General features: G+C 27.4%; 31 protein-coding genes, 3 rRNA genes and 1 pseudogene. 25 read left to right on the forward strand and 10 right to left on the reverse strand.

Annotated elements, in window-relative coordinates; genetic code table 4:
* The first annotated feature begins 1 nt into the window (after position 1).
* The 23 genes from AACK83_RS08930 (at position 2) to AACK83_RS09040 (ending at position 13,500) form a co-directional block, all read left to right on the forward strand.
* Positions 2 to 379, forward strand: coding sequence for a hypothetical protein (locus AACK83_RS08930; protein WP_338957798.1), 378 nt, complete (start codon positions 2 to 4; stop codon positions 377 to 379).
* A gap of 161 nt (positions 380 to 540) precedes the next feature.
* Entirely contained in the window at positions 541 to 804 is a 264-nt protein-coding gene (locus AACK83_RS08935; protein ID WP_338957800.1) for a hypothetical protein, read from the forward strand.
* 509 nt (positions 805 to 1,313) lie between these two features.
* The gene (locus AACK83_RS08940; RefSeq protein WP_338957802.1) at positions 1,314 to 1,445 is read left to right on the forward strand and encodes a hypothetical protein; all 132 of its coding nucleotides are present in this window, start codon (positions 1,314 to 1,316) and stop codon (positions 1,443 to 1,445) included.
* Positions 1,446 to 1,553: 108 nt separating this feature from the next.
* The gene (locus tag AACK83_RS08945) at positions 1,554 to 1,976 is read left to right on the forward strand and encodes a hypothetical protein (RefSeq protein ID WP_338957803.1); all 423 of its coding nucleotides are present in this window, start codon (positions 1,554 to 1,556) and stop codon (positions 1,974 to 1,976) included.
* A 134-nt stretch (positions 1,977 to 2,110) separates the two neighbouring features.
* Positions 2,111 to 2,275 carry a hypothetical protein gene (locus AACK83_RS08950; protein ID WP_338957566.1) on the forward strand — a complete coding sequence of 55 codons (165 nt, stop codon included), beginning with the start codon at positions 2,111 to 2,113 and terminating at the stop codon, positions 2,273 to 2,275.
* Between the two features lie 2 nt (positions 2,276 to 2,277).
* Positions 2,278 to 2,751, forward strand: coding sequence for a hypothetical protein (locus AACK83_RS08955; RefSeq protein WP_338957806.1), 474 nt, complete (start codon positions 2,278 to 2,280; stop codon positions 2,749 to 2,751).
* Positions 2,705 to 2,998, forward strand: a complete 294-nt coding sequence (locus tag AACK83_RS08960; RefSeq protein ID WP_338957808.1) for a hypothetical protein — start codon at positions 2,705 to 2,707, stop codon at positions 2,996 to 2,998. The genes AACK83_RS08955 and AACK83_RS08960 overlap by 47 nt, the downstream gene beginning before the upstream one ends.
* 3 nt (positions 2,999 to 3,001) lie before the next feature.
* Complete coding sequence (locus AACK83_RS08965) at positions 3,002 to 3,163, forward strand: hypothetical protein (protein WP_338957563.1); 162 nt, start codon at positions 3,002 to 3,004, stop codon at positions 3,161 to 3,163.
* The gene (locus AACK83_RS08970; protein ID WP_338957562.1) at positions 3,163 to 3,387 is read left to right on the forward strand and encodes a hypothetical protein; all 225 of its coding nucleotides are present in this window, start codon (positions 3,163 to 3,165) and stop codon (positions 3,385 to 3,387) included. Before AACK83_RS08965 ends, AACK83_RS08970 begins: the two co-directional genes overlap by 1 nt.
* On the forward strand, positions 3,387 to 3,530 hold the full coding sequence (locus AACK83_RS08975; protein WP_338957559.1) for a hypothetical protein: 144 nt from the start codon (positions 3,387 to 3,389) through the stop codon (positions 3,528 to 3,530). The genes AACK83_RS08970 and AACK83_RS08975 overlap by 1 nt, the downstream gene beginning before the upstream one ends.
* A complete protein-coding gene (locus tag AACK83_RS08980) occupies positions 3,523 to 3,669 on the forward strand; it encodes a hypothetical protein (protein WP_338957811.1) in 147 nt (48 codons plus the stop codon). The genes AACK83_RS08975 and AACK83_RS08980 overlap by 8 nt, the downstream gene beginning before the upstream one ends.
* A 97-nt stretch (positions 3,670 to 3,766) precedes the next feature.
* Positions 3,767 to 4,537 carry a hypothetical protein gene (locus tag AACK83_RS08985; RefSeq protein ID WP_338957813.1) on the forward strand — a complete coding sequence of 257 codons (771 nt, stop codon included), beginning with the start codon at positions 3,767 to 3,769 and terminating at the stop codon, positions 4,535 to 4,537.
* 15 nt (positions 4,538 to 4,552) lie between these two features.
* Entirely contained in the window at positions 4,553 to 4,711 is a 159-nt protein-coding gene (locus AACK83_RS08990) for a hypothetical protein (protein ID WP_338957552.1), read from the forward strand.
* Between the two features lie 34 nt (positions 4,712 to 4,745).
* Complete coding sequence (locus AACK83_RS08995) at positions 4,746 to 4,937, forward strand: hypothetical protein (RefSeq protein ID WP_338957816.1); 192 nt, start codon at positions 4,746 to 4,748, stop codon at positions 4,935 to 4,937.
* A 16-nt stretch (positions 4,938 to 4,953) separates the two neighbouring features.
* Positions 4,954 to 5,331: a hypothetical protein gene (locus AACK83_RS09000; protein ID WP_338957549.1), complete on the forward strand. Its 378-nt coding sequence runs from the start codon at positions 4,954 to 4,956 to the stop codon at positions 5,329 to 5,331.
* Positions 5,332 to 5,349: 18 nt separating this feature from the next.
* A complete protein-coding gene (locus AACK83_RS09005; protein WP_338957819.1) occupies positions 5,350 to 6,534 on the forward strand; it encodes a hypothetical protein in 1,185 nt (394 codons plus the stop codon).
* An 11-nt stretch (positions 6,535 to 6,545) separates the two neighbouring features.
* Positions 6,546 to 8,243, forward strand: coding sequence for a hypothetical protein (locus AACK83_RS09010; protein WP_338957822.1), 1,698 nt, complete (start codon positions 6,546 to 6,548; stop codon positions 8,241 to 8,243).
* A 3-nt stretch (positions 8,244 to 8,246) separates the two neighbouring features.
* The gene (locus tag AACK83_RS09015; protein WP_338957824.1) at positions 8,247 to 10,139 is read left to right on the forward strand and encodes a hypothetical protein; all 1,893 of its coding nucleotides are present in this window, start codon (positions 8,247 to 8,249) and stop codon (positions 10,137 to 10,139) included.
* A gap of 4 nt (positions 10,140 to 10,143) precedes the next feature.
* Positions 10,144 to 10,266 carry a hypothetical protein gene (locus AACK83_RS09020; protein ID WP_338957828.1) on the forward strand — a complete coding sequence of 41 codons (123 nt, stop codon included), beginning with the start codon at positions 10,144 to 10,146 and terminating at the stop codon, positions 10,264 to 10,266.
* Between the two features lie 13 nt (positions 10,267 to 10,279).
* Positions 10,280 to 10,858, forward strand: a complete 579-nt coding sequence (locus AACK83_RS09025) for a hypothetical protein (RefSeq protein WP_338957830.1) — start codon at positions 10,280 to 10,282, stop codon at positions 10,856 to 10,858.
* Positions 10,859 to 10,884: 26 nt separating this feature from the next.
* Complete coding sequence (locus tag AACK83_RS09030) at positions 10,885 to 11,520, forward strand: hypothetical protein (RefSeq protein ID WP_338957837.1); 636 nt, start codon at positions 10,885 to 10,887, stop codon at positions 11,518 to 11,520.
* On the forward strand, positions 11,471 to 12,223 hold the full coding sequence (locus tag AACK83_RS09035) for a hypothetical protein (protein ID WP_338957840.1): 753 nt from the start codon (positions 11,471 to 11,473) through the stop codon (positions 12,221 to 12,223). Before AACK83_RS09030 ends, AACK83_RS09035 begins: the two co-directional genes overlap by 50 nt.
* A 17-nt stretch (positions 12,224 to 12,240) precedes the next feature.
* Positions 12,241 to 13,500, forward strand: coding sequence for a hypothetical protein (locus AACK83_RS09040; RefSeq protein ID WP_338957842.1), 1,260 nt, complete (start codon positions 12,241 to 12,243; stop codon positions 13,498 to 13,500).
* Here the strand turns inward: AACK83_RS09040 and AACK83_RS09045 are convergent.
* The 4 genes from AACK83_RS09045 to AACK83_RS09060 form a co-directional block, all read right to left on the reverse strand.
* Complete coding sequence (locus AACK83_RS09045; RefSeq protein ID WP_338957845.1) at positions 13,497 to 13,691, reverse strand: hypothetical protein; 195 nt, start codon at positions 13,689 to 13,691, stop codon at positions 13,497 to 13,499. The two genes, AACK83_RS09040 and AACK83_RS09045, sit on opposite strands and share 4 nt — an antisense overlap.
* A complete protein-coding gene (locus AACK83_RS09050; RefSeq protein WP_338957848.1) occupies positions 13,652 to 13,786 on the reverse strand; it encodes a hypothetical protein in 135 nt (44 codons plus the stop codon). Before AACK83_RS09050 ends, AACK83_RS09045 begins: the two co-directional genes overlap by 40 nt.
* 150 nt (positions 13,787 to 13,936) lie before the next feature.
* Positions 13,937 to 14,560: a hypothetical protein gene (locus AACK83_RS09055; protein WP_338957850.1), complete on the reverse strand. Its 624-nt coding sequence runs from the start codon at positions 14,558 to 14,560 to the stop codon at positions 13,937 to 13,939.
* Positions 14,561 to 14,581: 21 nt separating this feature from the next.
* Positions 14,582 to 15,643 (reverse strand): hypothetical protein, encoded by a 1,062-nt coding sequence (locus AACK83_RS09060; protein WP_338957852.1) that lies wholly within the window; start codon positions 15,641 to 15,643, stop codon positions 14,582 to 14,584.
* A gap of 73 nt (positions 15,644 to 15,716) precedes the next feature.
* Between AACK83_RS09060 and AACK83_RS09065 the strand changes: the two genes are divergently transcribed.
* Positions 15,717 to 15,989, forward strand: a complete 273-nt coding sequence (locus AACK83_RS09065; RefSeq protein ID WP_338957855.1) for a hypothetical protein — start codon at positions 15,717 to 15,719, stop codon at positions 15,987 to 15,989.
* Here AACK83_RS09065 and AACK83_RS09070 read toward each other — a convergent pair.
* Both AACK83_RS09070 and AACK83_RS10650 read right to left on the reverse strand, forming a co-directional pair.
* A complete protein-coding gene (locus AACK83_RS09070; protein WP_338957858.1) occupies positions 15,975 to 16,604 on the reverse strand; it encodes a hypothetical protein in 630 nt (209 codons plus the stop codon). The genes AACK83_RS09065 and AACK83_RS09070 overlap by 15 nt on opposite strands.
* A 256-nt stretch (positions 16,605 to 16,860) precedes the next feature.
* Positions 16,861 to 17,963: pseudogene (locus AACK83_RS10650) on the reverse strand (DNA alkylation repair protein).
* A gap of 278 nt (positions 17,964 to 18,241) precedes the next feature.
* Here AACK83_RS10650 and AACK83_RS09085 point away from each other — a divergent pair.
* Positions 18,242 to 18,508 (forward strand): hypothetical protein, encoded by a 267-nt coding sequence (locus AACK83_RS09085; protein WP_338957866.1) that lies wholly within the window; start codon positions 18,242 to 18,244, stop codon positions 18,506 to 18,508.
* Positions 18,509 to 18,596: 88 nt separating this feature from the next.
* Here AACK83_RS09085 and rrf read toward each other — a convergent pair.
* From rrf to thrS, 4 genes are all read right to left on the reverse strand, one after another.
* Positions 18,597 to 18,703, reverse strand: a 5S ribosomal RNA gene (rrf, locus tag AACK83_RS09090).
* 82 nt (positions 18,704 to 18,785) lie between these two features.
* Positions 18,786 to 21,682 (reverse strand): 23S ribosomal RNA (locus AACK83_RS09095).
* 192 nt (positions 21,683 to 21,874) lie between these two features.
* A 16S ribosomal RNA gene (locus AACK83_RS09100) occupies positions 21,875 to 23,396 on the reverse strand.
* The 16S, 23S and 5S rRNA genes sit together here, the layout of an rRNA operon.
* 311 nt (positions 23,397 to 23,707) lie before the next feature.
* Positions 23,708 to 25,642, reverse strand: a complete 1,935-nt coding sequence (gene thrS, locus AACK83_RS09105) for a threonine--tRNA ligase (protein WP_338957869.1) — start codon at positions 25,640 to 25,642, stop codon at positions 23,708 to 23,710.
* Between the last annotated feature and the right edge of the window lie 16 nt (positions 25,643 to 25,658).

The raw sequence follows: 25,658 nt of genomic DNA on the forward strand, positions 1-25,658 counted from the left end.
AATGAAAGAAGAAGCTAATATTGATGTTAATAATACAAAAGCAAAAATTTATTATTTGGGTAAACATTATTCAAACAAAATAAGTACCAAAGAATGACATTTGTATGGAATTGATTTAACAAATATGAATTTAGATTTAAATAAGCCCTACAAAGGTGGTGGAGATGGTTCTATTGCTGAAAAAACAATTACTGCCAAATTTGTAAATAAAACTATTTTAGGCATGTGCAATGATGTTTTAAGTTTAGCTATTTATGGAAAATTAAATTTAGATAAAAAAATCGAATCAAATTTAAATATTGATAAAATTAATTCAATGGAATTAGGAGATTTTTCAAATCAATCTTTAACAAGTATAAATAACAACTCTTCATTATAAAAATAAGTTATTTATATTATTGATAGATATCAACTAAAAACTCATTTGTTGACTATGAACCAAAACTTAACTGCAATAAGAAACAAAGTTTCTATTATCTATTAGTAGTTATGATACGAAGCATATTTTTAATAAAATAAATTGAAAGGGAAAAAAAGATAATGTTAAAAAAATTATTTATGGAAATTAAACAAAGAAAAACTAAGAAAAAAATAAATAAAATAAAAGAAAATTTAGTTTTTATTGAAAGAATAAATTTACTTATAGAAAAAATTGAAAATTTTAAAATTAAGTTTATCGAAATTACAATATATGCACAAGATATAGACTTAACTTCTTACTATCTCTCACAACATAATCTTGAAAATAACTCTAATAAATTTATTGGGAGCGTACCGATGTTGTCGGTAACTAAAAAGTTTTAAAAATAGCTCCTTTCTTTTTTAAACTCTTAAATTAAAAATAAATGATAAAAGATGAGAATAAAATTCTTGTCTTTTTTTGTAATTGTAAAATTTTAAAATTTTTAATAACCGTCTTTAGCACTATTATCAACACGTGTTAGGAAACTAAAAAAGTGAACTACAACACAGTTGTTAAAAATAGTAGCTAGCATGTGGACTTGCATGAATAAATAAAAAGTGGAGTGATACCTAATAAAATATACTAACCAGAAATGGTAATCCTTGGGGTGGGAGCGGATTGGAAACTAGTATATATAGACCCGGGGAGTGGGGACCAACTATTATTATTTATTTAACCAACCTTGCCACTACCAAGTGAGCAAGTGTTGGTTTTATTTTTTATTTTTTTTAAAAAATTTTTGGGCGAGAAAATAAATTTCAAACTTGTAAAAAAAATTGAGCGGGACCGGTTCAATTAAAATATTAATTTGCTAAACGCAAATTAAATAAATATTGAATCGAATGCCTCAATGTTTTTTAAAATTTCACAATTTATTTTTGAACCCAGAATTGCTGGAATGAATAAAACGAATAGTGGGATTATTAATAATCTAAAAATCAAAATATATGTTCTTTATGCTAGAAGCAACAGAACATATTAGGAAAGGATTATTATGCAAATAGAATTTAAAAAAGAATAAATTGTAAAAGATAAACCACAATCTATTCTTATTGATTATGGTGAATATAAATTACAATGTCCAAAATGAATGGTTAAAAATAATACTTTTATTGCTGATGATAAATATACATATTGAGTTTTTAATTTAGAAAATATTAAAAGAGAATTAAGTGGTAATGAATTAATAAAATTATTAGAACCATATATTAAAGACCAAAAAATAACTGTTAATAAAGCAACTGCTCCAAAAGAATATTATCTTAATGATGTAAAACTTGAACAACTAACATTTTATGAACAGCATAATAGTTGATTTATTGGTGAAATAACAGATAACAAAACTAAAATTACTAATCCTTGTTTTAAATATAACATTACGTGAGAAGAGAACAGAAAAGGTTTTAAAATAAATAATCCATATAAACATGATGATTTACCAACTAATTATATAATTACTTCCTATAAAGAAATTTCAACTCATAATGAAAAAGTATTTTTGTTGAACATGTAAACAAAATAAATTAGATTATTTATTCTTTAATACTAATGATATAAAAACAAAAAAATATTTTTTAAGAGATAAAAATGGTAAAGCAATTTGTTATGACTGTATTTTAAATATTAGGTTAAGTAGGAGGTATAAATATGAATAAAGAAAAAATACTTGAATATCTTAAAGATGAATGAGAATGAAATAAAGAAATGAGAGACGATGAAAAAGTAACTAAACTTTGAAAAAGTTGTTTTAATGGAAGATTAAATCTTATATCTCAATTAAATCAAAAAATTAAAAATGGTGAATTTGATTAATAATGCAATATGACTTAATTATTGGGATTGACCCCGCTGGTATTGGTAATAATGGAATTGTTATATATTCAAATGAAACTAATAATATTGTTTTTAATGAAACATTTAATACATTAACTGTTTTATGAACTAAAAATATGTATAAAGAAAAATTTCAATTAATTAAAGAAAAATTTATTGATAAAAAAATATTAGTTATTGTAGAAAATTTCTTTTTAAGTTCAAAACAATTATTAACTAATCCATTAGCAACACCTAAAATTATTGGTGCATTAATGGTATTAGTAGAAGATATTATGAACTGAGATTATTTAGAAAATCATCCTAAAAATAAAACTAAAATAGAAAATTATAAAGGAAATATAAAATTAACAAAACATGAACAAGATGCTTATAAGCATATTCAATATTATTTAAGGAATTATAAAAATGAAAGAGAAAGCAAATTATGTCAAATTAACAGTAAAACTAAGTAACACTATTGAAGCAAAATATTACGAAAAAGGTAATAAAGAATTATATTATAGTGTTCGTGGTCAATGAAATGGTTTAAACTATGTTACTTTAATTTTTAATAACCCAAAACTTTATAGACGCTGTATTTTATTAAACAAAAACGATGAAATTATTGTAACTGGTCAAATTTTTAATACTTTAAACATTCCTAAAAATCGTGTATTTTGTTCAATTAATGTTAAATGATTTAAAAAATGAAAAGAGTAAAAAATGATATGATGAGAAATTTTATTAATAGCACCAATATTAATAACAAGTATAACACTAATAATATTTTTAATATTTATTATTAAAGAATTAAAAAATGAATATAAAGTATTAAAAATATTAAGTGAAATTGCTAATCAAATTGAAAATAAGGAGAATAAATAATGAAATGTTTTCTTTGCATGCATGGAGAAATATATTCTCCAAAAACCTTGTATAAAATAAAAAAATTGAAAAAAATAATTTACCAAGATAGAGATATTGATAGTGAAGATTTTAAGAAAAGATATGAATATCTTTTAAAAAAATTAGGTGATGGTGATAATCAAATTATTTGAATAAATTTATTAATAAAGCAAGAAAGAAATAATAGAAAGGAGAATAAATAATGAATAAAGAAAAATTACTTAAATATATGAAAGATATAATTAAATGAACTAAAAAAATTAATTATACAAACTCTGATTTGGACAAAAATATTTTAAATTTATTAATTGAAAAAATAGAAAAAGGTGAATTTGATAATGATTAAATTAAAAGATTTATTTGGTCAAGATAAAATAGAAATATTTTCACCAAATCCCAAAGATTTAACAGATAGTAATGATATAAAAGCAATTATTTTATGAAAATATCCTAATGTTATTGCTGAATATTTAGTTGTTTCTTAACCACATGCAAATACTGCTATTTTAGTTGGTGATAACGTTCACTATACAGGTTGAGTTGAAGTGTTTATTAAACCAAAAAATGAAGGAGTAAATGAAAATGCCAAATGACACGAATGTACAATCAAATAACTATACTTTATTAAAAATAATAAGAATTGGAATAAGTCCATTATCAGCAATGATTGGTACAAGTGCTTATTATGGTCAAATTATTGGTAATCCAGTATTAGGAAGTATTAATGCTTTATTATTTAGTAAAAAGTTAGGAATTGATATATGAAACTTAAATCAAATGCCAAGTACTAAAAAGAAAATATTAAATTCAAGTAAAAAAATATTATTAGGTTTAGGAACTATTGGTTTAATTAATTATGCAAAATTTACAAAAATCAATCCTAATCCTGAACCACCACCTTGATTAACAACTACTACCACAGAAACACCACCATGACCATTATTATTAACTAATGATAATAAACAACAAATGGATTGAGATACATATATTAGTTTAAGTACTTATGGTATATCAAATCTAATTGGTGGGTTAAGTGAATTAATACCTAATAGATTTGAAGTAATAAGAAAAATATGTAATATGGCAACTAGTGGATGTCTAATTTCAAGTGGTGTAGCTATGGGTATAAATAATGATTTTAATAATGCTTATGCAGTACCAACAATAGTTGCTGATGCAAGTGAAATTATACATAATTTATTACCTATGGAAACTACAAATCATAATCAAGAAATGCAAGAAACATCATTTACAAATGAAACAAGAAGATTAATTAATAGTGATGCTATTAGTAATAATAGTGGAAGTAGTGATGTTTTATATGAAAGACCAACTACATATGATAGTTTATAAAGGAGATGATAACTAATGAATAAAGAAAAATTGATTGAATATTATAACAATGAAATTCAGACATATAAAGAAAGAATGGAACAATTAAATAAAGAAATATCTTTATTGGTAACTATTATAAGTAATTCAAAATCAATGATTGAAAGAATTAATAATGGTCAATTTGACGAATAATTAAAAATAAATAATTGAAAGGAAATAATTGAAAATGAAAGAATTTTTACATGAATTAATTATTATTGGAACAAGTGTAGGAACATTAATTTGTAGAGAATTAATTGTTTGATTTAAAAGATTTATTACAACTCCAAAACATATTAGAAGAAATAATAAAGTGATGAAACATCAAAAAAAATTAGCAAAACTTAATGAAAAAATTAATGGAAAAGAAAATAAATAATAAAGGTGTGATTTAAATGTTAGAAAATGAAACTAATGTTGAACAAAATACTGAACCTTTAACTGAAAATAATAATTTACAACAAGAGCAAGAAATTAAGATTGTTGAATTAGAAAATAAGTTAAATAAACTTAATCAAGAAATTAAAGAAAAAGAAATAATTAATATATTTAAAAAATATCAAGTTAAAAAAGAATTTTATGAATTTTTAAAATTTAAAACAAGTAATATAGAAAATTCAAAAATTGAAGAAACTATTAAAAAAATGATTAAAGAACAACCACTATTTAAAGAACCAATTAATACAGGTGGTAAACAAGAAACAATATTAACAAATCAAGAAACTTCAATAAAAAGTAGTTTATTAGATTATAAAAAGAAAAATAATTTATAAAAGAAAGGAAAATTTAAAATGCCAAATCCAGTGCCATTTAAACAAAATTTAGATAATACTACAAAATTAGTAGAAACACCTGAATTTATAGAATTTTATAAACAATCAAATAGTCCATGAGCAAGTTTTTTTCCAATTGAAATGGTTAATTCTACAAAAATTGAATTTATAGTTAAAAAACCAAAAGACCCAACATTCAAAATACTTCATTGAAATGAAAAAAGTAAAGGATTAGAAGTTGGTTATGTTGATACTGATAAAATTATTAAAGAAATTACAAAAGAAGCTAGTACAGGAGAAATGATTGGTGAAGTTGATTTATTTGCAGATAATGGGCAAAATTTACTAGAAAGTATGCAATATGAAGTTGCTAATGATTTAGCAGATTATTTAGCAAATAATGATACAAATACAATTGCTAAATCTGCCAAAAAAGTAATCATTACTGATACAACACCAGTAGGATATTTAAAATCAATGTTATCAGCATGAAATACTTTATTTCAATTAAGAAATAGTAATAATTGTAAATTTTTTATAACAAATAGTCTTTATGATACTTTAGTTTATTTAGCAGATAATAAAGGTTTAATTACTGATAATCAACTAGCACAACAATTAAGATTAAATGGAACAAATTTATATATTAAAGGTGTATTATGTCAAATTGTTATGGATGATTATATGACATTTAAAAATACTGAAAATAAAAATCAAATTATGAATTTTGTTTTAGCAACACCAAAAGCAATGAAAAGATATATGTTACAACAAACTAGTATATATGTTGAAGATATTAAAGATGGTAAAGTTCCAAAAAGATATTTAGTTGGTGGACAAGTAACAGGAGAATCTATTCCTTATATGTCAAACTCAGAAACAGAATCAAGATGAATGTTATGTGGTATTGTTAATAAAAAATATTTAAGTGAAGAAATTACAACATTAACAACTAATATTACTGCTGATACTACTAAAAAGAATAAATTATTAGATACAACAATTAAAAATACAACTGAACTAAATAATTTAAATCCAAATTTAACAACTCCAATTATTAATTATTTTAGTGATGCCCAAGGTCAAGTTGATGTAAGTAATCAAAACCAAAAAGCAGGAGATTTATATGTAGTAATCACTACTAATGACACTGATAAAAATTATCAAGGTTCAACAAATCCTATAAAAATAACTCTTAAATAAGGATAATTATTATGCCAATTGGTACAACTAGTACAGCAATACTTTTAAACATAAATAAACCAAAACATACTAGAACAAGTCAACAACAAGAACATAAAAGTTGATGATGAGAAATTTTAGAAATGATTGGTGTACAAGTAATAGCAGTAGCACTTGCTCCTTTTACTGGTGGATTAAGTGAAAGTTTAGCACTTGGTTTAGGTGCAAGTGATTTACTTGCTAGTATTAGTGCTGTTGGTGTAGAGTTTTTAACTGATTTTACTATTAATCAAGTTTATGATTATTTAAAAGGAAATGTTACACCATTAAATGCTTTTTTTAATATATTACCTGCATTTGCTGGACTTAATAGAATTAGTCGTGGTTATCGTACAACTAAATTTATTAGTTTAGCAGAAAAAACTAAAACATTAGAACAAATTGGTATTAAAAAAGCAAAAAATTTACAAGAAATCATTAGTCAAGTAAGTGAAAAACAATTTTTAACAGATAAAATTATTGGAAATAAACGTTATTTATTTAATTATAACCATGCTCCAAATCGCGAAACAATAATACAAAATTTAGGTTTTGTTGCTGAAAGACAATATAAAAATAATTTTGCAAAATTAGAAGTACAAGAATTAAAAAATTATTTATTATTACAAAATGAATTAATAAAGTTAAGTCCACAGTTAACTCCTAAATTTAAAATTAAAGATATTGATAAAGCAAACAATTTTTTACAAAAATATAATACTGATTTAAAAAAAGTATTAAAAATGAACCAACATGACTGATTAAATTTAGTTCATACAATACATGCAGAAAATAGATATGGAAAATCTTTAATTTTAGATTTACAAAAAATTCGTGCTAATGCAATTAAATTTAATTTTAAAAATAGTTCAATTCATAAATTAGTATTAAAAGCAAATCAAACTTTTAAATATTTTGATATTAAATTTTATTTTAAAAAAGGTTTAAATAAATTTTGAAAAGATACTTCATATTTTGAAAAAATAAGAATAAATATTTATAAATTACAAGAGAAATTCGAAAAATTAGAAAAACAAGCATTTGAAAAAATTAATAAATTAAAAGAAAAAACAATTGATGTATTTACAAGTGCTGAAAAGAAAGCAATTAAACATGCACAATTAATTCCATTAAATTCACCAGTATTTATGGCTTGTAAAATTCAACCTTTATCATTAGATAAATGTGGAATTACTATTTATCATCGTAATCCTAAATATAAACCAATTGTAGTTATTGATAGTATTATCAAAGCAGAAACTTTTGTTATTCAAATACATCCATTTCATTGATATAGATGATATAGCGGTTGATATATTGGATATGGAGTTAGTCAAAATAAATGATTAAAAAGTATTGCTTTTGCTCCACCAGTTGTACAACAAATGATTAAAGATAGTTTTAAAATTTATAGGCAAATATTAAGGACAATTAGAACTTATCATAAAGTAGTTAATGTTATTAATAATCCTATTGATAATGTCAATAAATCATTTAAAAGGGTGGGTTTAAAATTCTCAGTTAATACTGTATTTGGTACTGGATTGTTAAGACATTTAGAAAAATTTGCATATAATCAAGTTGTAAAAAAAGGAAAGAAAAAATTACAAAAAGAAATTATACATATATCACATAGAAAAACTAAATCAAAAACCAAACGTTATAAAAAAGCATTTTTTAAGGAATGATAAAATATGATTAATAAACTTTGAACTGGTGTCAGTTTAGAAAATTATAATAACTGATATCCATTAACTGGAACAATTACAGAAACACCACGACAATATATAAATACATGACCAAATGTTGATGATTGATTTAAAACATTTGCTATTCGTGCTCAAAATGATATTAATGCTTATCTTGATTTTATTTTATCTAAATTTCCTTTTGATAGTTTTAAAGATGAATTAATTAAAGAAACTTTAAGAGATATGGTTTATGTTATGGTTGAACATTGAGTATTTAATCGTACACCAATTGAATTTAATGTTGATGCTACTATTCAATTTAATAATGGTAATCAATTTAGTGCAAGTAGTACTCCTACGATTAATATTTGAGATTTAGCACCTAGTAGAATGAAAATATGAGCAAGATTAACAGAATTAAAACAAATATTTTCAAATTATAATAATGATGAAATAGATGTTGAAAAAATTGACTTAAAAGCATTTTATACTAGAAACCAAGTTAATGAATTAATTCAAGAACAAAAAGAATTTACATTATCAAAGCAAATAAAATTATATGATGATACCATTAATGGTAATAAAAATGAAACATATAGGGGACCAGTTACAAATTTAATAAATAAAGGTTATGTTGCAACAGAATATGACTCAAAAACTGAAACTATGATTTTAGATTGACCTAATGAAATTGGAACATTACCACCTGATGTTTTACAAAACAATCCACAAATTGGTGATTATACACATGCACCAACTTGTGATTTTTCTGCTAAACAACAAAAACGAATTACTACAAATGAAAATGAAATTACCAAATTAAATAGTGAATTAATTAAAACAAACGAAAATATTAATGATGTTAAAAATAATTGATTTAATATTGAAACTAGTCCCTTATGAAAAAAAGTTGAAAATAATAATATAGAAATATTTAAATGATATTTTATTAAAATCAGTTATCAATATTCAACAGAAAATAACTTTATGAAATTTTATAAAGTAATTAAAATTTATTTAAATAATGTTTTTAACGAATTTGAATTGTTAAATGTTGATTCCATGACTTATGGAGAACAAATACAAAATAAAAATATTTTAAATATTGGAACTATTTACTATAACAATAAAAAGAAACAATTTAGTGGTGGTGGTAATTCTTATCCTGAACTTGGAAAAATTAATTTAATTGGTGATATAGAAGAAATATATCAATATCAAGGAATAGATACACCAACTGAATTTATAGCAGAAGAAAATACTGAACATGATTATTATACAAAACTAGAAACAAATCAATTATTAGATAAAAAACAAGATAAGTTAATTGCTGGTGAAAATATTAAAATTGATGAAAATAATAAAATTAGTGCTACTTGCGGGAAAACTGATTTAACTGATTATTATAAAAAAGAAGAAGTAGATAAAAAATTAGACAATAAAATGGATAAAGACCAATTCAAATATGCTTTTTCTATAAATACTATTGGTACTGAAATTCCTAATTTAGAAACTACTGATAAAACTGTTGCTGGTGCTATTAATGAAATTATCAAAAAACAACCACAACCAATTCCAATTCCTCCAAGTAGTTCAATTTGAAAAGAAGTAGGAATAAGAGAAAAAAATAAATGAGATAATTGACAAATTACTTATGATTTTATAGTTAATAAAAGATATAAAGTTTATTATTCTTGAAATATATATAATAATGTTTTTGCAATTAAAGAATTTATTATAACTAATACAAAAATAGCAGGTGTACCAATAGAAGTTTTTAACAATAATACTAATGTCTTAGTTTTATCAGTACAACACTCAAAATTTATTACTATTTATTCTTTAAAAGGTAGCGATAAAGGTAATACATGAAAATTAGAAGAATTACAGGAATAAAATTATGATTTGAAAAATTATAAAAATTATTTTAAGTTTAATTGGAGTTTTATTATCTTCTGCTGTTGCTGGTTTAATTATATTTATTATAGTAAAAATTGTCTTAAAAATTAATCAAATATTTTAGAAAGGAGAAAAAAATGAAACCTTTTTGACCAAGAAAAGATAAAACAAATATTAATAATAATGAAGAAAAATCTAAATTAATTTTTTTAGAAAATAAAAGTACACACACTTCTATTTTAAGTTATTTTGGTTTTAATGATTTTAATCATGAGACTTATTTTACTGATTTTGTTGCTGAAAATAATGCTAATTTATATAATGCTCCATTGGATATTAATAATGAAACTATTAAACAATATTTAATTAAACAAGAATTTTATAGAAAGAATTGAAATTCTATTTTTAAATTAAGCAAATTAGGAATTAGTGGTTATTTAATTTATATTGCTAATGATGATTTATATTTTCAAGTAGTAGATATACAGCAAAGAATTTATGATATTACTGGTAAATTAATTCAATGTACTATTTTTTATGATAGTTATCAACAAAATGCACAAACAGTAAGATTATTTGAAGTTTATAAATTAAATAATGAACAAGTAACTATTAATCGTGCAATTTATAGTATTAGTGATAATAAAAAACAATTTCCTTTACCTTTTAAACAATATAGTAATAATCCTAATTTACAAAACAAGAACAAACATTAAATATCAATTATATTCCAATAGCAATTATGAGAAATAAAGCAAATGAGTTAGCAGATTGTAATAAAGTAATGGATAAAATTAAAGCATTAGATGTTATTTATGAACAAATTGTTTTAGATACTATTTTAAACTCACCAAAATTTATTTTTGACCAAACTTATGGTAATGCTAAATCTACAATGGATGAAGCCGTAAGAATATTAGTTACTAACAATTATATTTGAAAAACTACTGGTGATAATAATGAAAAAAGTGAAAATATCAATATGACAAGTAGTAATTTTAAAGGTAAAAATTTAACTGATATATACGATTGAAATGTTAATGAAATATTTAAACGTTGTGGTATTCATATACCAAGTCAAAAAAAATCTGCACAACAATCAGTTCCCGAAAGTACAGCAGTAAATATTTCAACTATTAATTATATTGAACAAAAATTATGACAATTTAATATTGATATTCTTAAATTTATTCAAATATTAGTACGTTTAGATAAAGATTTATTAAATAGTAAAACATTTAATATTAATGATGAACAAGAAATTAATAACTTAACAGTTAAATTAAAATTATTTAATCCCGAAAATAACCAATTAATAGGAGAAAACAATGGAAAACAACAACAAAGCACAAACGAAGTTTCCACAGAAACAAACTAAACTTAATCAAGCAAAAGTAGAAAATGATTATTTAATTGATAATATTCCTTATGATTTTACAAATATGATGGGTGCTACTAGTGACCCTGATATTAATAGAGCATATGATGAATTTAAAAAAAGAACAATTTATATTTATGAAATTGAACGTTTATTTAAAAATAATGAAAATAATAGTTTAAAATTTTCAGCAAATACTATTAAAATAGGTTTTATTGATATTGATAAAGTATTAACAACTACTGCTGTTGAAACATCTGATTTTACTATGCAATTAAATCAAAGAGCAAGTACTAATATTAATGATAATACTATTGAATATAGTATGACTGATATTAAAAACTTAATATTCCAAGAAATAAATTTATTAAATCAATTTAAATTATATGCTGTATCTATTAATGAACCTTTAACTGAAAATAATATTGATAATTTATATATCATTAATAATTATTCACAACCTTATCAAAATCCAAAAACAAGAAGCACTAAAAGTATTACTATTATTAAAATTAAAGATTTTAAAACAAGAGATGGTTATCCAATCATTATTAAATTACAAAAACCATTAGATAAAGACACAAAAGTAATTGGTTTAAAAATTAAATCACCCAGAAGCATGATTTTTGGCAATATAAAGGTACTTGGTGAAGTTGATAATATGGAAAAGTATACCCAAAGTTATTTGTCAAAGATAAGATAGCATTTCCGCTATTATCAATGCCTATTGAAACTCAACCAAAAGTTAGAATATTACAACAATGATTTAGTGAACAAATTTTACCTTGAAAATTAGCAAAACAATTTATAGGGCAAGAAAAATCAGTTTTAGATTTAATTGCTATTGGTGGTGGTAGAGAAACAAGAAAAGAAATTATTAATAATGCCAGAGTAACTAATGCTTGATTAGGTTATTTTATAAGTTCTCATGATTTTGGACAATGACCATTAAAAGAAAAACGAGAACTGAAAGATAAAGAAGTATGAAAAATTCATGATGCATTAGGTACAACATATACAAGTATTGCTACAAATGATGAATTTAAAGATGTTGAATTAGAAATAAAAGATAAACCACCAGTTGATAGTTTACAAAAAGTATTATTAGATATGCTAACTTATACATATAATTATAATAGAAACTTTGATGGTGCTATATATGAAAATGGAAATCCTAAAAATAAAATAGCAGAATTAAGACAAAAATTTGAAGGACAAAAACCCGATGATGTTATTACTAATTTATTCAAACAATGAAAATTAGATTATCCAAATTATATTAACTTAGAGCAAGTAAAAATATTTAAACAATTAATAATTATGTTATCATATAATATTTATTCAAATATGTCAATTAATAAAGGTTTAAATGATGATAATAAAATTTTATTACCATATTATTTCGAATTAAAATCAAATCCTATACATACAGATAGTGGTGAAGTTTGAAATTTTAAAGATGCAAAAGTAACATTAAAATCTGCATATTTTGATTTTATAGATATCAATAATATTAAATTAAAAAATATTGATATTAGTCAAAATGAATTATTTAAATTAGATGATAATCAATTTAATTGATTATCTATTACAAATGAATTAGAAACTAATAATATACCGTCACTAATCCCAGCAGATTGAACATTAGGTAATGGTGAATATGGAAAATATTTTACAAGAGTAGTTATTGATAAAAGTAAAATTGAAAATTCTTTAAATTTATATGGTTCAAATAAATTTCAGTTATTTTCAAAATTAGAATTTTATAAAGAAATTTCACAAATTGATAATAATAACGAATTTGAATTGCAAATTGAAAATCCGATTAATAACTTAAATCGAATTGAAATTAGTGGAATATTTGGTGCTGGTAATTATGATTTAATTTTAATTACTGATAAACAAGAAATAAACTTACAAAATATTAATTTATTTGATAAATATAATGAAAATATTTCTTATATAAATCTAGAAATTTAATTACTAAAATATCCAGTAGTATAATTTCCATCTCATTTTACGTCTTCTTTATTAGTAGGTTTTCATGCAAAATATAATTCTGTTTTATTGGGGCTTATTGCTTTATTTCATCATATAATACTTGTTCCATATATTGCTTTTCCATCTGGTGTTAAATAATATTTAAGTTTAGTATTTTCATGGGTAAGCACCCCCCCATGATTAATCCTATTGTTCCGGTTGTAGCACCAGTTAGTGCTAATGCTAATGTTATTTTACTTAAATTTGTTTTTATTCATGTTTTCATATTAAATTACTCCTTTTTTCCTTGATTTTACTTTTAAATTGTACTATTTTTGATTATTTTTACAAGTATGCTTTTAAAAGCAAAATAACGCCTAAATTAAAGGTTTTTATTTTTTGATACCTATACTATTAATTGAATTGTATTTGTTTATTATATAGCAAATGTGAAGATACTTTTTTTCACAGTAGCATTATTTTTACCCCTAATTACATTTTTATATGGATACAGTGAATAAAACAAAGCATCATATGGGTCTTGATACATATTTTTGTCAGGAATATTAGTTTTTGTTTCATCATAACGTAATTCTTCTAAACATTGAGTTGTTTTTGGTAAATCATCTTTATTTGCATAAAAATTTCCATAACTCATAATATTTCTCATTCAAACCACTCTATTAGTTAATCCTGCTTCTTGATTTAAATTTGAAGCATGTTTAATAGCAGTTTGTGTTATTAGAATAGTATTATGTTCATCGATTAATTTTTGATTTAATCAATCAATGGCAGTTCGTGCTTTATCATCATAAAAATAAATTGCTTGTTCAAAATTTTCAAAATTATCCATTAATCCTAAAATTTCATTAACATAAGCATTAATTTTTTCATTTTCATTTATAAAGTCATTTGGTGTAACTACTAATTCACAAATAATATAAGCATCATAATAACCAGTATTATTATATTCTTTAAAACCAACTACCATAAATACAGTATGGTCTTTTGGTCCCGTAGCTCAATCAATACCAACACTATAAAAATCAAATTTATACATTTCTTTTTCTTGATTATAAAATTATTTTAAATCATATGATTGTCAATATTTTACTGTTTTTTGAAATGGGAAAATTGTTGCATCGCTATCTAAAAATTCAAAACCATAATAAACAGTATTATATTCATCTGGATTACTTTTTTCCATTTCTAATAATGTTCTTTGTTGAATGTCAGGTAATTTATTTCAAAATGGTTGAATAGTAAATCTTAAAACAAATAAACCTAAACCACTAAACATATCTTTATTTTCATAATAAACTTTACCAACTTTTTTAAGATTTTTCATGACTTCATCATTTAATGGTAAAAATGGTGTACAGTATTTTAAATAAAATGGATGATATTTATCATAAGGATTACATGTAAAAGTAATGAAAAAACTTTTATAAAAATAACGAGTAATCTTTTGTCCAAAGGTAGAACTATATATATTTTTATCAATAAATGTTCAACTTCACTCTTTAATAGGTTTATTTGATACTTTAATACGATTACTTCTAAACATAGAGTTTTGTAAACGTTCATATCGATATGTTAATTGTTTTTCAGTTAATGTTTCTTTTTCTTCTGCCATAATAATTTCATCTGTTCTTGAACCTAAAAAACTTGACCCACCTGCTTCTTTTCCAAAAATCTTATTACCATTAGCATAACCAATAAAGTCAATTTGTTGATTACTTGGAAAGATAATACATCCCCCATCCTTAGTAATTTTTCATTTAATGCCATGTGGATTATTAGGTAATAAATTAATATTATATGTATCTAATAAAACTTGACAAACATTCATTAAAGCACCAATTGTAGTTTCACTATGAGTATTTTCATATCTTCTTACTTCTTGAACACTACTATCTCTAAAATTACAACATATAAATAAATCAAATGCTAAACAGTTTCAAGTTTTTCTTGTTCCACGTGCTGTTGGAACAAAACGATAAAAACAATTAGTAGTAAAATATTCTGCTCACTCATCACCAACAAATTCTTTAAAAATATCTCAACTAAAACCATAATTATTATCACTAAAATTAAGATTATATTTTTTATTTAATTGTCCATAACTACTAATAAAAGCCATATTTACTCCTTATTTTTTAAAAAAAATTAAACTTAAATTATTAACAAACAAAAATTAGAAAGGAACATTAAAAATGTTTATATTACCATTCGCAAATCATTTTGATTGAGACAAACATGATTTTAATCAAGATGAATTAAGTTTAAAACAAACAGAAGAATTATTTGCAAAAATAGATGATTATTTATGAAGTATATGTGATAAATCTGAATATAAATCATATAGATTTAGACAACGAAAATTAAAAGCAAAAAAAGGTTTATTAACTTATAAACGACGTATTTGTATATATTATAACACAAAAACACAAAAAATGGAATACGTATCATTATTAGCCTTGCATTAAACTAGTGCTTCCATTTTTGCTGATTTTGAATACACCAGTATCACTACCAACATAAACGGTTTCAGTATTTTTATCAAATGTTAAAGCTCAAATTCAGTTTTTTGGTCCTGGTATTATAATTTTTTCAAAACTACGTACACCATCGCTCTTATAAACAAAGCCATTATCACTACCAACATAAACATTATCTTCATTATCAATTACTAAGGCTCTAACTGCCCAATATCCTTCTAATCCTGTTGGAGTAATCTTATAAACCTTATCTTCTTGTGCTCTAAAAATATTACCTTGTGAATCAACACCTAAAGCATAAATGTTTCCATTTGTTAATTTTTGAGAAACAAAATTAGTAATACTATAATACAAATTAACTGTTCCTATATAATCACCTTTGCCAATAATTGTAGCAATACTAGTATCTTGTCTTTTAATATCAAAATCATTAATAGTTAATGATTTAATTGCATGATTTGCTTCAATAATACCTATTAGTAAACTCATTTTAGATGGTGCTAAATCCTTACCACTATTAATAAGTCCTAAATTATTATTTACTATTATATCTGCTAAGTTAATTGCACTATGTTTATTTTCTAAACGTTTTTTATTTTGCATATAATTAGTTGTAATATTAGTTTTTTACTCAATTCTGTTTAATAAATTAGTTAAATTTCCTGTGGTTGTTGCAAGTGTTAAAACACTTAATGTTTTTATTATTTTTTTCATAAAGACCCCCTTTTTGATACTAATAATAGTTTTTTATACTATACAATATATATTAAATCTTTTAAAATAAAAAACAAATCTTTTAATTTTCCAATTTTGTAATCTAATAAAATCGATATTTAGGTTAATCAAATAATTAGTTACACTATCTAATAGCCAATATCTTAAAATCTAATGTATCTCAATCAGTACCATTCACAATAAGTGTAATTGAATGAATTCCTGGGTAATGTTTCCTTGTACTTATATCTGCAAAACAATGTTTTTTTGCGTAAAATTTCTTCATATTTTCCTTTAAATATATCTCTGATATTTGGAATATTTTACGATTCCGTTTGCCACTTGCTTTCACATAATCAATACCATATTCTAATCGTACCTTGATTGCTTTTTTTGTCTCAATCTTAAAAGAAAAAGTCATATTTTCTCCAATAGAAACAAATTCAGTACCTAAAGCAAAATCAATCACATTTACACAATCAATATTGGTAAAACCAAAGATTTTCATTACCTCCATATTGCCTTTTTTCAAAAGGGTCCTACAACCGTGCTTTACAATCCAATCAGTCTGATTGTTTTTACCATATCATTCCTTTGCAATTTTTGTAACCAAGTCAGGATGTGTTTTAGAAATATCATTTAGATTATTTGCTACACTTTTACGAACATAAAAAGAGGGATCGGCTTTTAATTGTTCTAAAATTTTAAGGATTGGATATGGATTTTTTTGAAATTTGTTAATACTTGTCCTCATGGTAATTGGGGACGACAACCTTCACTAGCAAGTCATCGCACATGCTCATTATCATGCTTAGATCAAACAAGCATTTGCTGCATCATACGCTTTTCATGTTTTATAATAAATTGTCTCACTGCAAATTCAGAAGATGAAAATTGTGTATACCTTTCTAATGCAGCTATTGACAAATCCCAATGATGTTCATTTTGTCCATAGATTTCAACAAAATTTGGAAAAAACATTAGTGAAAAATCATTAAATCCTACAGGATAAAGATCAATGATCTTATCAATGATAGCAAGTACCTGTTCATAACTGGTTGGTAAATATCTTCCTAAATTAATAGCAATTTTCCTCATACGGGCTTTCAATTCTAACTTATCTCATGTTTCATCTATAATGTCATTGATAAAATCATCAATTTTAAATAAAGGGTATATGGTTCTAATAGTTACAGCCAGATCTTGGACTGACTGGTAATTATACCTATTTTTTAATAATTTTGGCATACTATTTTCCTTTTAATTTTTATTAATAAAAAATTATTAATAATATTTTATCATTGTTTTTCCTTCTTTTTTATACATAAAAAACCAATGAAAAAATAATTAATATCAATTTCCTTTACATTAATATTTGTTACATTTCTTATGATAAAGCATCAAGATTATTTTTAATTTAATATTATTTTAATATCAATAATAAAGGTAATGTTTAAAATAATATATTTTATAGTTAAAATGTTAAAATTATTATTATTAATATTTTTAGTTTAAAGGAGAATAATATGCAAACAAAACGTTTAATTAAAAGTTTAATTAATAATTTTTTATTTATTATTAATGCTATTTTATGAATTTTTAATATTAGATCCGTTGGTGAAATCGTCACCGGAATTAATGTTGGATCAAATCGTAAAGAAAAACTAATCTATGGACTTTGCAGTTTACTACAATATATAACTTATATATCATTAATTGGATTTATTATTACTATTTATTGATGAATAAAAAATGATTTATCAATAGCAGAGCGTATAAGTGGTTTAAAATAATCATAAATTAAAAATAAAATTTTTTACTTATTTTAATGTAAAAATTAAAAAAATCTTAATTTTTACATTAAGATTAACAATAAAAAAAATTTGGCATCGTGCTATTTTCCCATTGCTGGTATTTTCGCCGCTGGAGTGCTTAACTGCTGTGTTCGAGATGGGAACAGGTGTGACCACTCCACCATGGACACCAAATAGTTTAGCAATTGCTCCCTAAAAACTAGAAACAGACATCTTTAAATTTGATTACTTTTGATTTGCAATAGAGAATATATTCTTCAATAAATCCTCGATCTATTAGTATCAGTAAGCTGAACATATCACTATGCTTACACACCTGACCTATCAACCTTGTAGTATTCAAGGGATCTTACTTCTTTCGAATGAGAAATCTCATCTTGGAACTGACTTCGCGCTTAGATGCTTTCAGCGCTTATTCATGCCCTACATAGCTACCCAGCTGTGCCACTGGCGTGACAACTGGTGCACCAGAGGTAGGTCCATTCCGGTCCTCTCGTACTAGGAACAGCTTTCCTTAAATTTCTTGCGCCCACGACAGATAGGGACCAAACTGTCTCACGACGTTCTGAACCCAGCTCGCGTACCGCTTTAATGGGCGAACAGCCCAACCCTTGGAAGCGACTACACCTCCAGGATGCGATGAGCCGACATCGAGGTGCCAAACCTCCCCGTCTATATGAACTATTGGGAGAGATTAGCCTGTTATCCCCGGGGTAACTTTTATCCGTTGAGCGACGGCCTTTCCACACAGCACCGCCGGATCACTAAGCCCAACTTTCGTTCCTGCTCGACTTGTATGTCTCGCAGTCAAGCACCCTTTTACCTTTGCGCTCTACATATGATTTCCATTCATATTGAGGGTACCTTTGGGCGCCTCCGTTACTTTTTAGGAGGCGACCGCCCCAGTCAAACTACCCACCAGACACTGTCCTTAGACCAGATTATGGTCTCAAGTTAGAATTTCAATATAGCAAGGGTGGTATCCCAATGGTGACTCCATGCCTACTAGCGTCTGCATATCAACGTCTCCCACCTATGCTGTACAAACTACACCAAAATTCAATATCAAGTTGTAGTAAAGCTCCACGGGGTCTTTCCGTCTAATCGCGGGTAACCTGCATCTTCACAGGTACTAAGATTTCACCGAGTCTATAGCCGAGACAGCGTCCGGATCGTTACGCCTTTCGTGCGGGTCAGAACTTACCTGACAAGGAATTTCGCTACCTTAGGACCGTTATAGTTACGGCCGCCGTTCACTGGGGCTTCAATTCAAAGCTTCGCTTACGCTAACAAATCTCTTTAACCTTCCAGCACTGGGCAGGCGTCACCCCCTATACATCGTCTTACGACTTAGCAGAGAGCTGTGTTTTTGCTAAACAGTCGCCCGGACACCTCTTCACTGCGACTCATATTGCTATGAGCTCCCCTTCTCGCTAACTTACGGGGTTATTTTGCAGAGTTCCTTAGCTATAGTTATCTCGCTTGCCTTAGGATATTCTCCTTGACCACGTGTGTCCGTTCTCGGTACAGGCACCATGGTGATGTCTTTAGAAACTTTTCTTGGAAGTATGGCATCAAATGCTTCGTTACTAAGCGAACCGTTCACTCCCCATCGTACTTCAAGGTTAACGCTGTGCGGATTTGCCTACACAACCCTCTTTGTACTTAGCCCAGCACTACCAACCACTGGGACATTTTAGCCTTCTCCGTCATTCCATCAGTCACCATGGTGGTACAGGAATATCAACCTGTTATCCATCGACTACGCCTTTCGGCCTCGCCTTAGGTCCTGACTAACCCTGGGTGGACGAACCTAACCCAGGAAACCTTGGTCAATCGGCATGAAGGATTCTCACCTTCAATCGTTACTCACGCCGGCATTCTCACTTCTAAACGCTCCCCTACCGCCCACAATATATATAAACATATATATAGACCCATAGCTTCGGTACAATGCTTAGCCCCGGTACATTTTCCGCGCAGAATCATTCGACTAGTGAGCTGTTACGCACTCTTTAAAGGATGGCTGCTTCTAAGCCAACCTCCTAGCTGTCTGAACAATTCCACATCGTTTTCCACTTAGCATTGATTTGGGGACCTTAGCTGATGATCTGGGCTGTTTCCCTCACGTCCATGGACCTTATCACCCATAGACTGACTGCCAGATATGTAACAATGGCATTCGCAGTTTAATTGCATTCAGTACCCCGAGGTGGGGCCATCATACATTCAGAGCTTTACCTCCATTGCACTAATTCTGACGCTAGTCCTAAAACTATATCGGGGAGAACCAGCTATCTCCAGGTTCGATTGGAATTTCACCGCTAGCCACAAGTCATCCACGGTCTTTTCAACGAACGTTGGTTCGGTCCTCCATTAACTGTTACATTAACTTCAACCTGCTCATGGCTAGATCACCTGGTTTCGGGTCTACGACCACATACTAAACGCCCTATTCAGGCTCGCTTTCACTTCGGCTCCGTCTTTTCAACTTAACCTTGCATGTAATCGTAACTCGCCGGCTCATTCTACAAAAGGCACGCCGTCACCCATTAACGGGCTCCGACTTGTTGTAAGCATATGGTTTCAGAAACTATTTCACTCCCCTCTCGGGGTACTTTTCACCTTTCCCTCACGGTACTGGTTCACTATCGGTAATTGGTTAGTATTTAGCCTTACGCAGTGGTCTGCGCAAATTCCGACAAGGTTCCACGTGCCTCGCCGTACTCAGGATACTGTCAAGAGATTTATACATTTCGCATACTGGGCTTTCACCATCTATGGCGTTGCTTCCCAACAACTTCTGCTATATATAAATTTTGTAACTCTTCATAGGTCGAACCTAATAGACAGTCCTATAACCCCAGTCTGACGACTGGTTTAGGCTGCTCCCTTTTCGCTCGCCGCTACTAAGGGAATCGCATTCGCTTTCTTTTCCTCTAGGTACTAAGATGTTTCAATTCTCTAGGTATCACTCTGCACAACTATGAATTCATTGTACAGTACTATCTGATTAAAGATAGTGGGTTTCCCCATTCGGACATCTCCGGATCAAAGCTTATTTCCAGCTCCCCGAAGCTTATCGCAGGTAATCGCGTCCTTCATCGTCTTCCAATTCCAAGGCATCCACCATACGCTCTTAATAATTTATTTTTAGAATATCCTATTGCAAGATAAAAATTATCTTATTTTTTTTAAAAGATGTCTATTATCCAGTTTTTAAAGAACAATTGCTCAGAGAAAACAATCCCTGAAAACTAAACAGAACAAAAGAAGTAATCCAATAAATCATCCATCTAATTTTTCTTGTTGTCTTGGTTTCTTATTAGAAACTAAACTCCATAGAAAGGAGGTGATCCATCCCCACCTTCCGGTAGGGATACCTTGTTACGACTTAACCCCAATCATCAACCCTGCCTTTGGCAGCTCCCTCCTTACGGTTAGGACACCGACTTCTGGCATTGCCAACTCTCGTGGTTTGACGGGCGGTGTGTACAAGACCCGAGAACGTATTCACCGCGACATTGCTGATTCGCGATTACTAGCGATTCCGACTTCATGAAGTCGAGTTGCAGACTTCAATCCGGACTGAGACTGACTTTTTGAGATTTGCTTGACCTCGCGGTTTAGCGACTCTTTGTATCAGCCATTGTAGCACGTGTGTAGCCCAGGTCATAAGGGGCATGATGATTTGACGTCGTCCCCACCTTCCTCTAGCTTACACTAGCAGTCTCCTTAGAGTCCCCAACTTAATGCTGGCAACTAAGGACAAGGGTTGCGTTCGTTGCTGAACTTAACCAAACATCTCACGACACGAACTGACGACAACCATGCACCACCTGTATCCTTGTTAACCTCTACTATATCTCTATAGCTTCGCAAGGTATGTCAAGACCTGGTAAGGTTCTTCGCGTTGCTTCGAATTAAACCACATGCTCCACCGCTTGTGCGGGTCCCCGTCAATTCCTTTGAGTTTCACTCTTGCGAGCATACTACTCAGGCGGAGTACTTAATGCGTTAGCTACAGCACTGCCTCATGGCAACACTTAGTACTCATCGTTTACGGCGTGGACTACTAGGGTATCTAATCCTATTTGCTCCCCACGCTTTCGTGCCACAACGTCAGTAATAGGCCAGTTAGCCGCCTTCGCCACTGGTGTTCCTTCATATATCTACGCATTCCACCGCTACACATGAAATTCCACTAACCTCTCCTATACTCTAGTAATGTAGTTTCCAAGGCGGTTAGGGGTTGAGCCCCTAAATTTAACCTCAGACTTGCAAAACCGTCTACGCACGCTTTACGCCCAATAAATCCGGATAACGCTTGCCACCTATGTATTACCGCGGCTGCTGGCACATAGTTAGCCGTGGCTTTCTGGTAAGGTATGGTCGATACTAAAATCATTTCCTATTCTAGCACTTCTTCCCTTACAACAGACCTTTACAATCCGAAGACCTTCATCAGTCACGCGGCATTGCTCCATCAGGCTTTCGCCCATTGTGAAAAATTCCCTACTGCTGCCTTCCGTAGAAGTTTGGGCCGTGTCTCAGTCCCAATGTGGCCGTTCATCCTCTCAGATCGGCTACGCATCGTTACCTTGGTAAGCCATTACCTTACCAACTAGTTAATGCGCCGCATCCCCATCAATTAGCGAAGCAAATGCTCCTTTCATTATTTATCATTGCAAATAAATAACATATGCGGTATTAGCTGTCGTTTCCAACAGTTATTCCCCACTAAATGGTAGGTTAGATACGTGTTACTCACCCGTTCGCCACTAAAGTATTGCTACTTTCGTTCGACTTGCATGTATTAGGCATGCCGCCAGCGTTAATCCTGAGCCAGGATCAAACTCTCAATAAAATTGTTTTTGTTAAAAGATGATGTCTGACTTATTTAATTTTTAATAAAAAATTGACGGATTAATTCTTGTTCTATTTAGTTTTCAAAGATCGTTTTTTCTAGTTTGTAACCCATTTATTTTCGGGCATAATAAGTATCTTACAGAAAACAAAACCCAATGTCAATGAAAATAATACTAAAAATATAAATATTTTTTTCGTATAAAAAAATGGTTTAAATTTTACTAATATACTTAGTAAAATTAAATTGCTTAATTAACTAAAAAAACCATTTAAGAATTAGAACCTTAAATGGTTTTTTAATTTTTATAATTATATTTTATTATCAACTTGTTTTGTTAATAATTTTAAAAATTCTGATAAAGTAACAATTTTACTTTCTTTTTGACCATACTGACGATAACTTAAATTATTATTTTCTATTTCCTTATCACCAATAATAATTTGATAAGGAATTTTTTGAGTTTGTGTTTCAACAATACGTTTGCCAATAGTTCCACTGCTAATAATTTCAGTTCGTAAATTATGTTGTTTACAAGTTTGCAATAATTTATTAGCATATTCTAAGGTTTTTTCTTTTTCATTTATTGGTAAAATTGCAATTTGCCTTGGTGCTAATCATAGTGGAAAAACACCTTTATTTTGTTCTAATAATGTGGCAATAAAACGTTCATATGTACCAATTAATCCTCGATGAACAATAACTGGATTTATTTCATTATTATTTTCATCAATATAAGTTAAATTAAACTTTTTCGGTAATAAGAAATCGAATTGAATAGTAGATATTGTAATTTCATGACCTAATGCTGTTTTAATTTGAACATCAAATTTTGGTCCATAAAAAGCAGCCTCACCAATCATTGGTTTATACTCTAATTGTAATTCATCTAATACTTCACGTAATGCTGTTTCTGCTTGATTTCACATTTTATCATCATTAAAATATTTTTCTTTATCAGCAGGATCTCGTAAAGATAATGATAAATAATCAATTTTAATATTTAAAGTTTTTAAAACCTCAGCAATTAACTGATAACAACGTTTAAACTCTGTTTTCATTTGATCAAATCTAACAAAAATATGAGAATCGGTTAATTCCATACTTCTTACTCGTTCTAAACCAGTTAAAGCCCCACTTGCTTCATAACGATATAATAAAGCATGTTCACTTAAACGCAAAGGCAAATCTTTATAACTACGAAGAGCACTTTTATAAATCATACAGTGATGAGGACAAGTCATTGGTCTTAATACCAATTGTTCTTCTTCTTTTTTAATTGGAGTAAACATATTTTCACGATAATGATCTCAATGACCACTTTTTTTATATAATTCAACAGAACCTAAAACTGGTGTCGCTACTTCTTGATAATCTCACATAAATTCTTGTTTTCTCAAATATTCCTGCAAAACTTTTTTAATAACCATACCATTTGGTAAAAATATAGGTAATCCTTTACCACAATCATCATTAAAAGTAAAAATACTTAATTCTTTACCTAGTTTACGATGATCACGATTTTTTTGTTCTTCAAGTTCATTAAGTTTATCTACTAATTTTACTTTTGAATAATCACAAATTCCAGAAATGCGCTGTAATTGTTTATTTTTATCATTTCCTAATCAATATGCACCAGTAATACTTAATAATTTAAAATCTTTTATTGATGAAGAATTATTAATAGCAACACCCGATGCTACTACTAAAGTTTTATTATCAACTAAATAAGAGCATTTTAATCCATTAACATGATTTAATTTAATATATTCTAAAGCAAAAGGATTGTCTTTATGAGTTTTTAAAGATTCTTCTTTAGTTTGACAAACTCTTTTAATTTCAATATTTTTTATTAAAATTTCACGCATTTTCTCTTCAATTTTAATTAATTCATCATTAGAAAGTCGTTTTTCATAATCAAAATCTAAATAAAAACCATTATCATTAGTATTAGCAATCGTAATTAACGCTTGTGGATACATTAATTTAATAGTATGAGCTAAAATCATAGCACATCCATAATTTAAAATAGTTCATCCTAAAGCATCATCTTTTTTAATAAACTTGATTTCAGCATCTTCTTTAATTTCTCAATATAAATCTTTTAATTGTCCATTCAGAGTAAAAGCAATAATTGAAGAATCTATATTTTCATTTTCCTGTTTTAATAATTGATAACCAGTAATTGGATTTTCAATATTATAAGTCATCGTTTTGCCATTTAATTTAATTACATTAATTTTCATGTTTTACCTAATTCCT

It is taken from the genome of Spiroplasma endosymbiont of Tiphia femorata (genome assembly GCF_964020225.1).
Classification (GTDB): Bacteria; Bacillota_I; Bacilli_A; order Mycoplasmatales; family VBWQ01; genus Spiroplasma_E.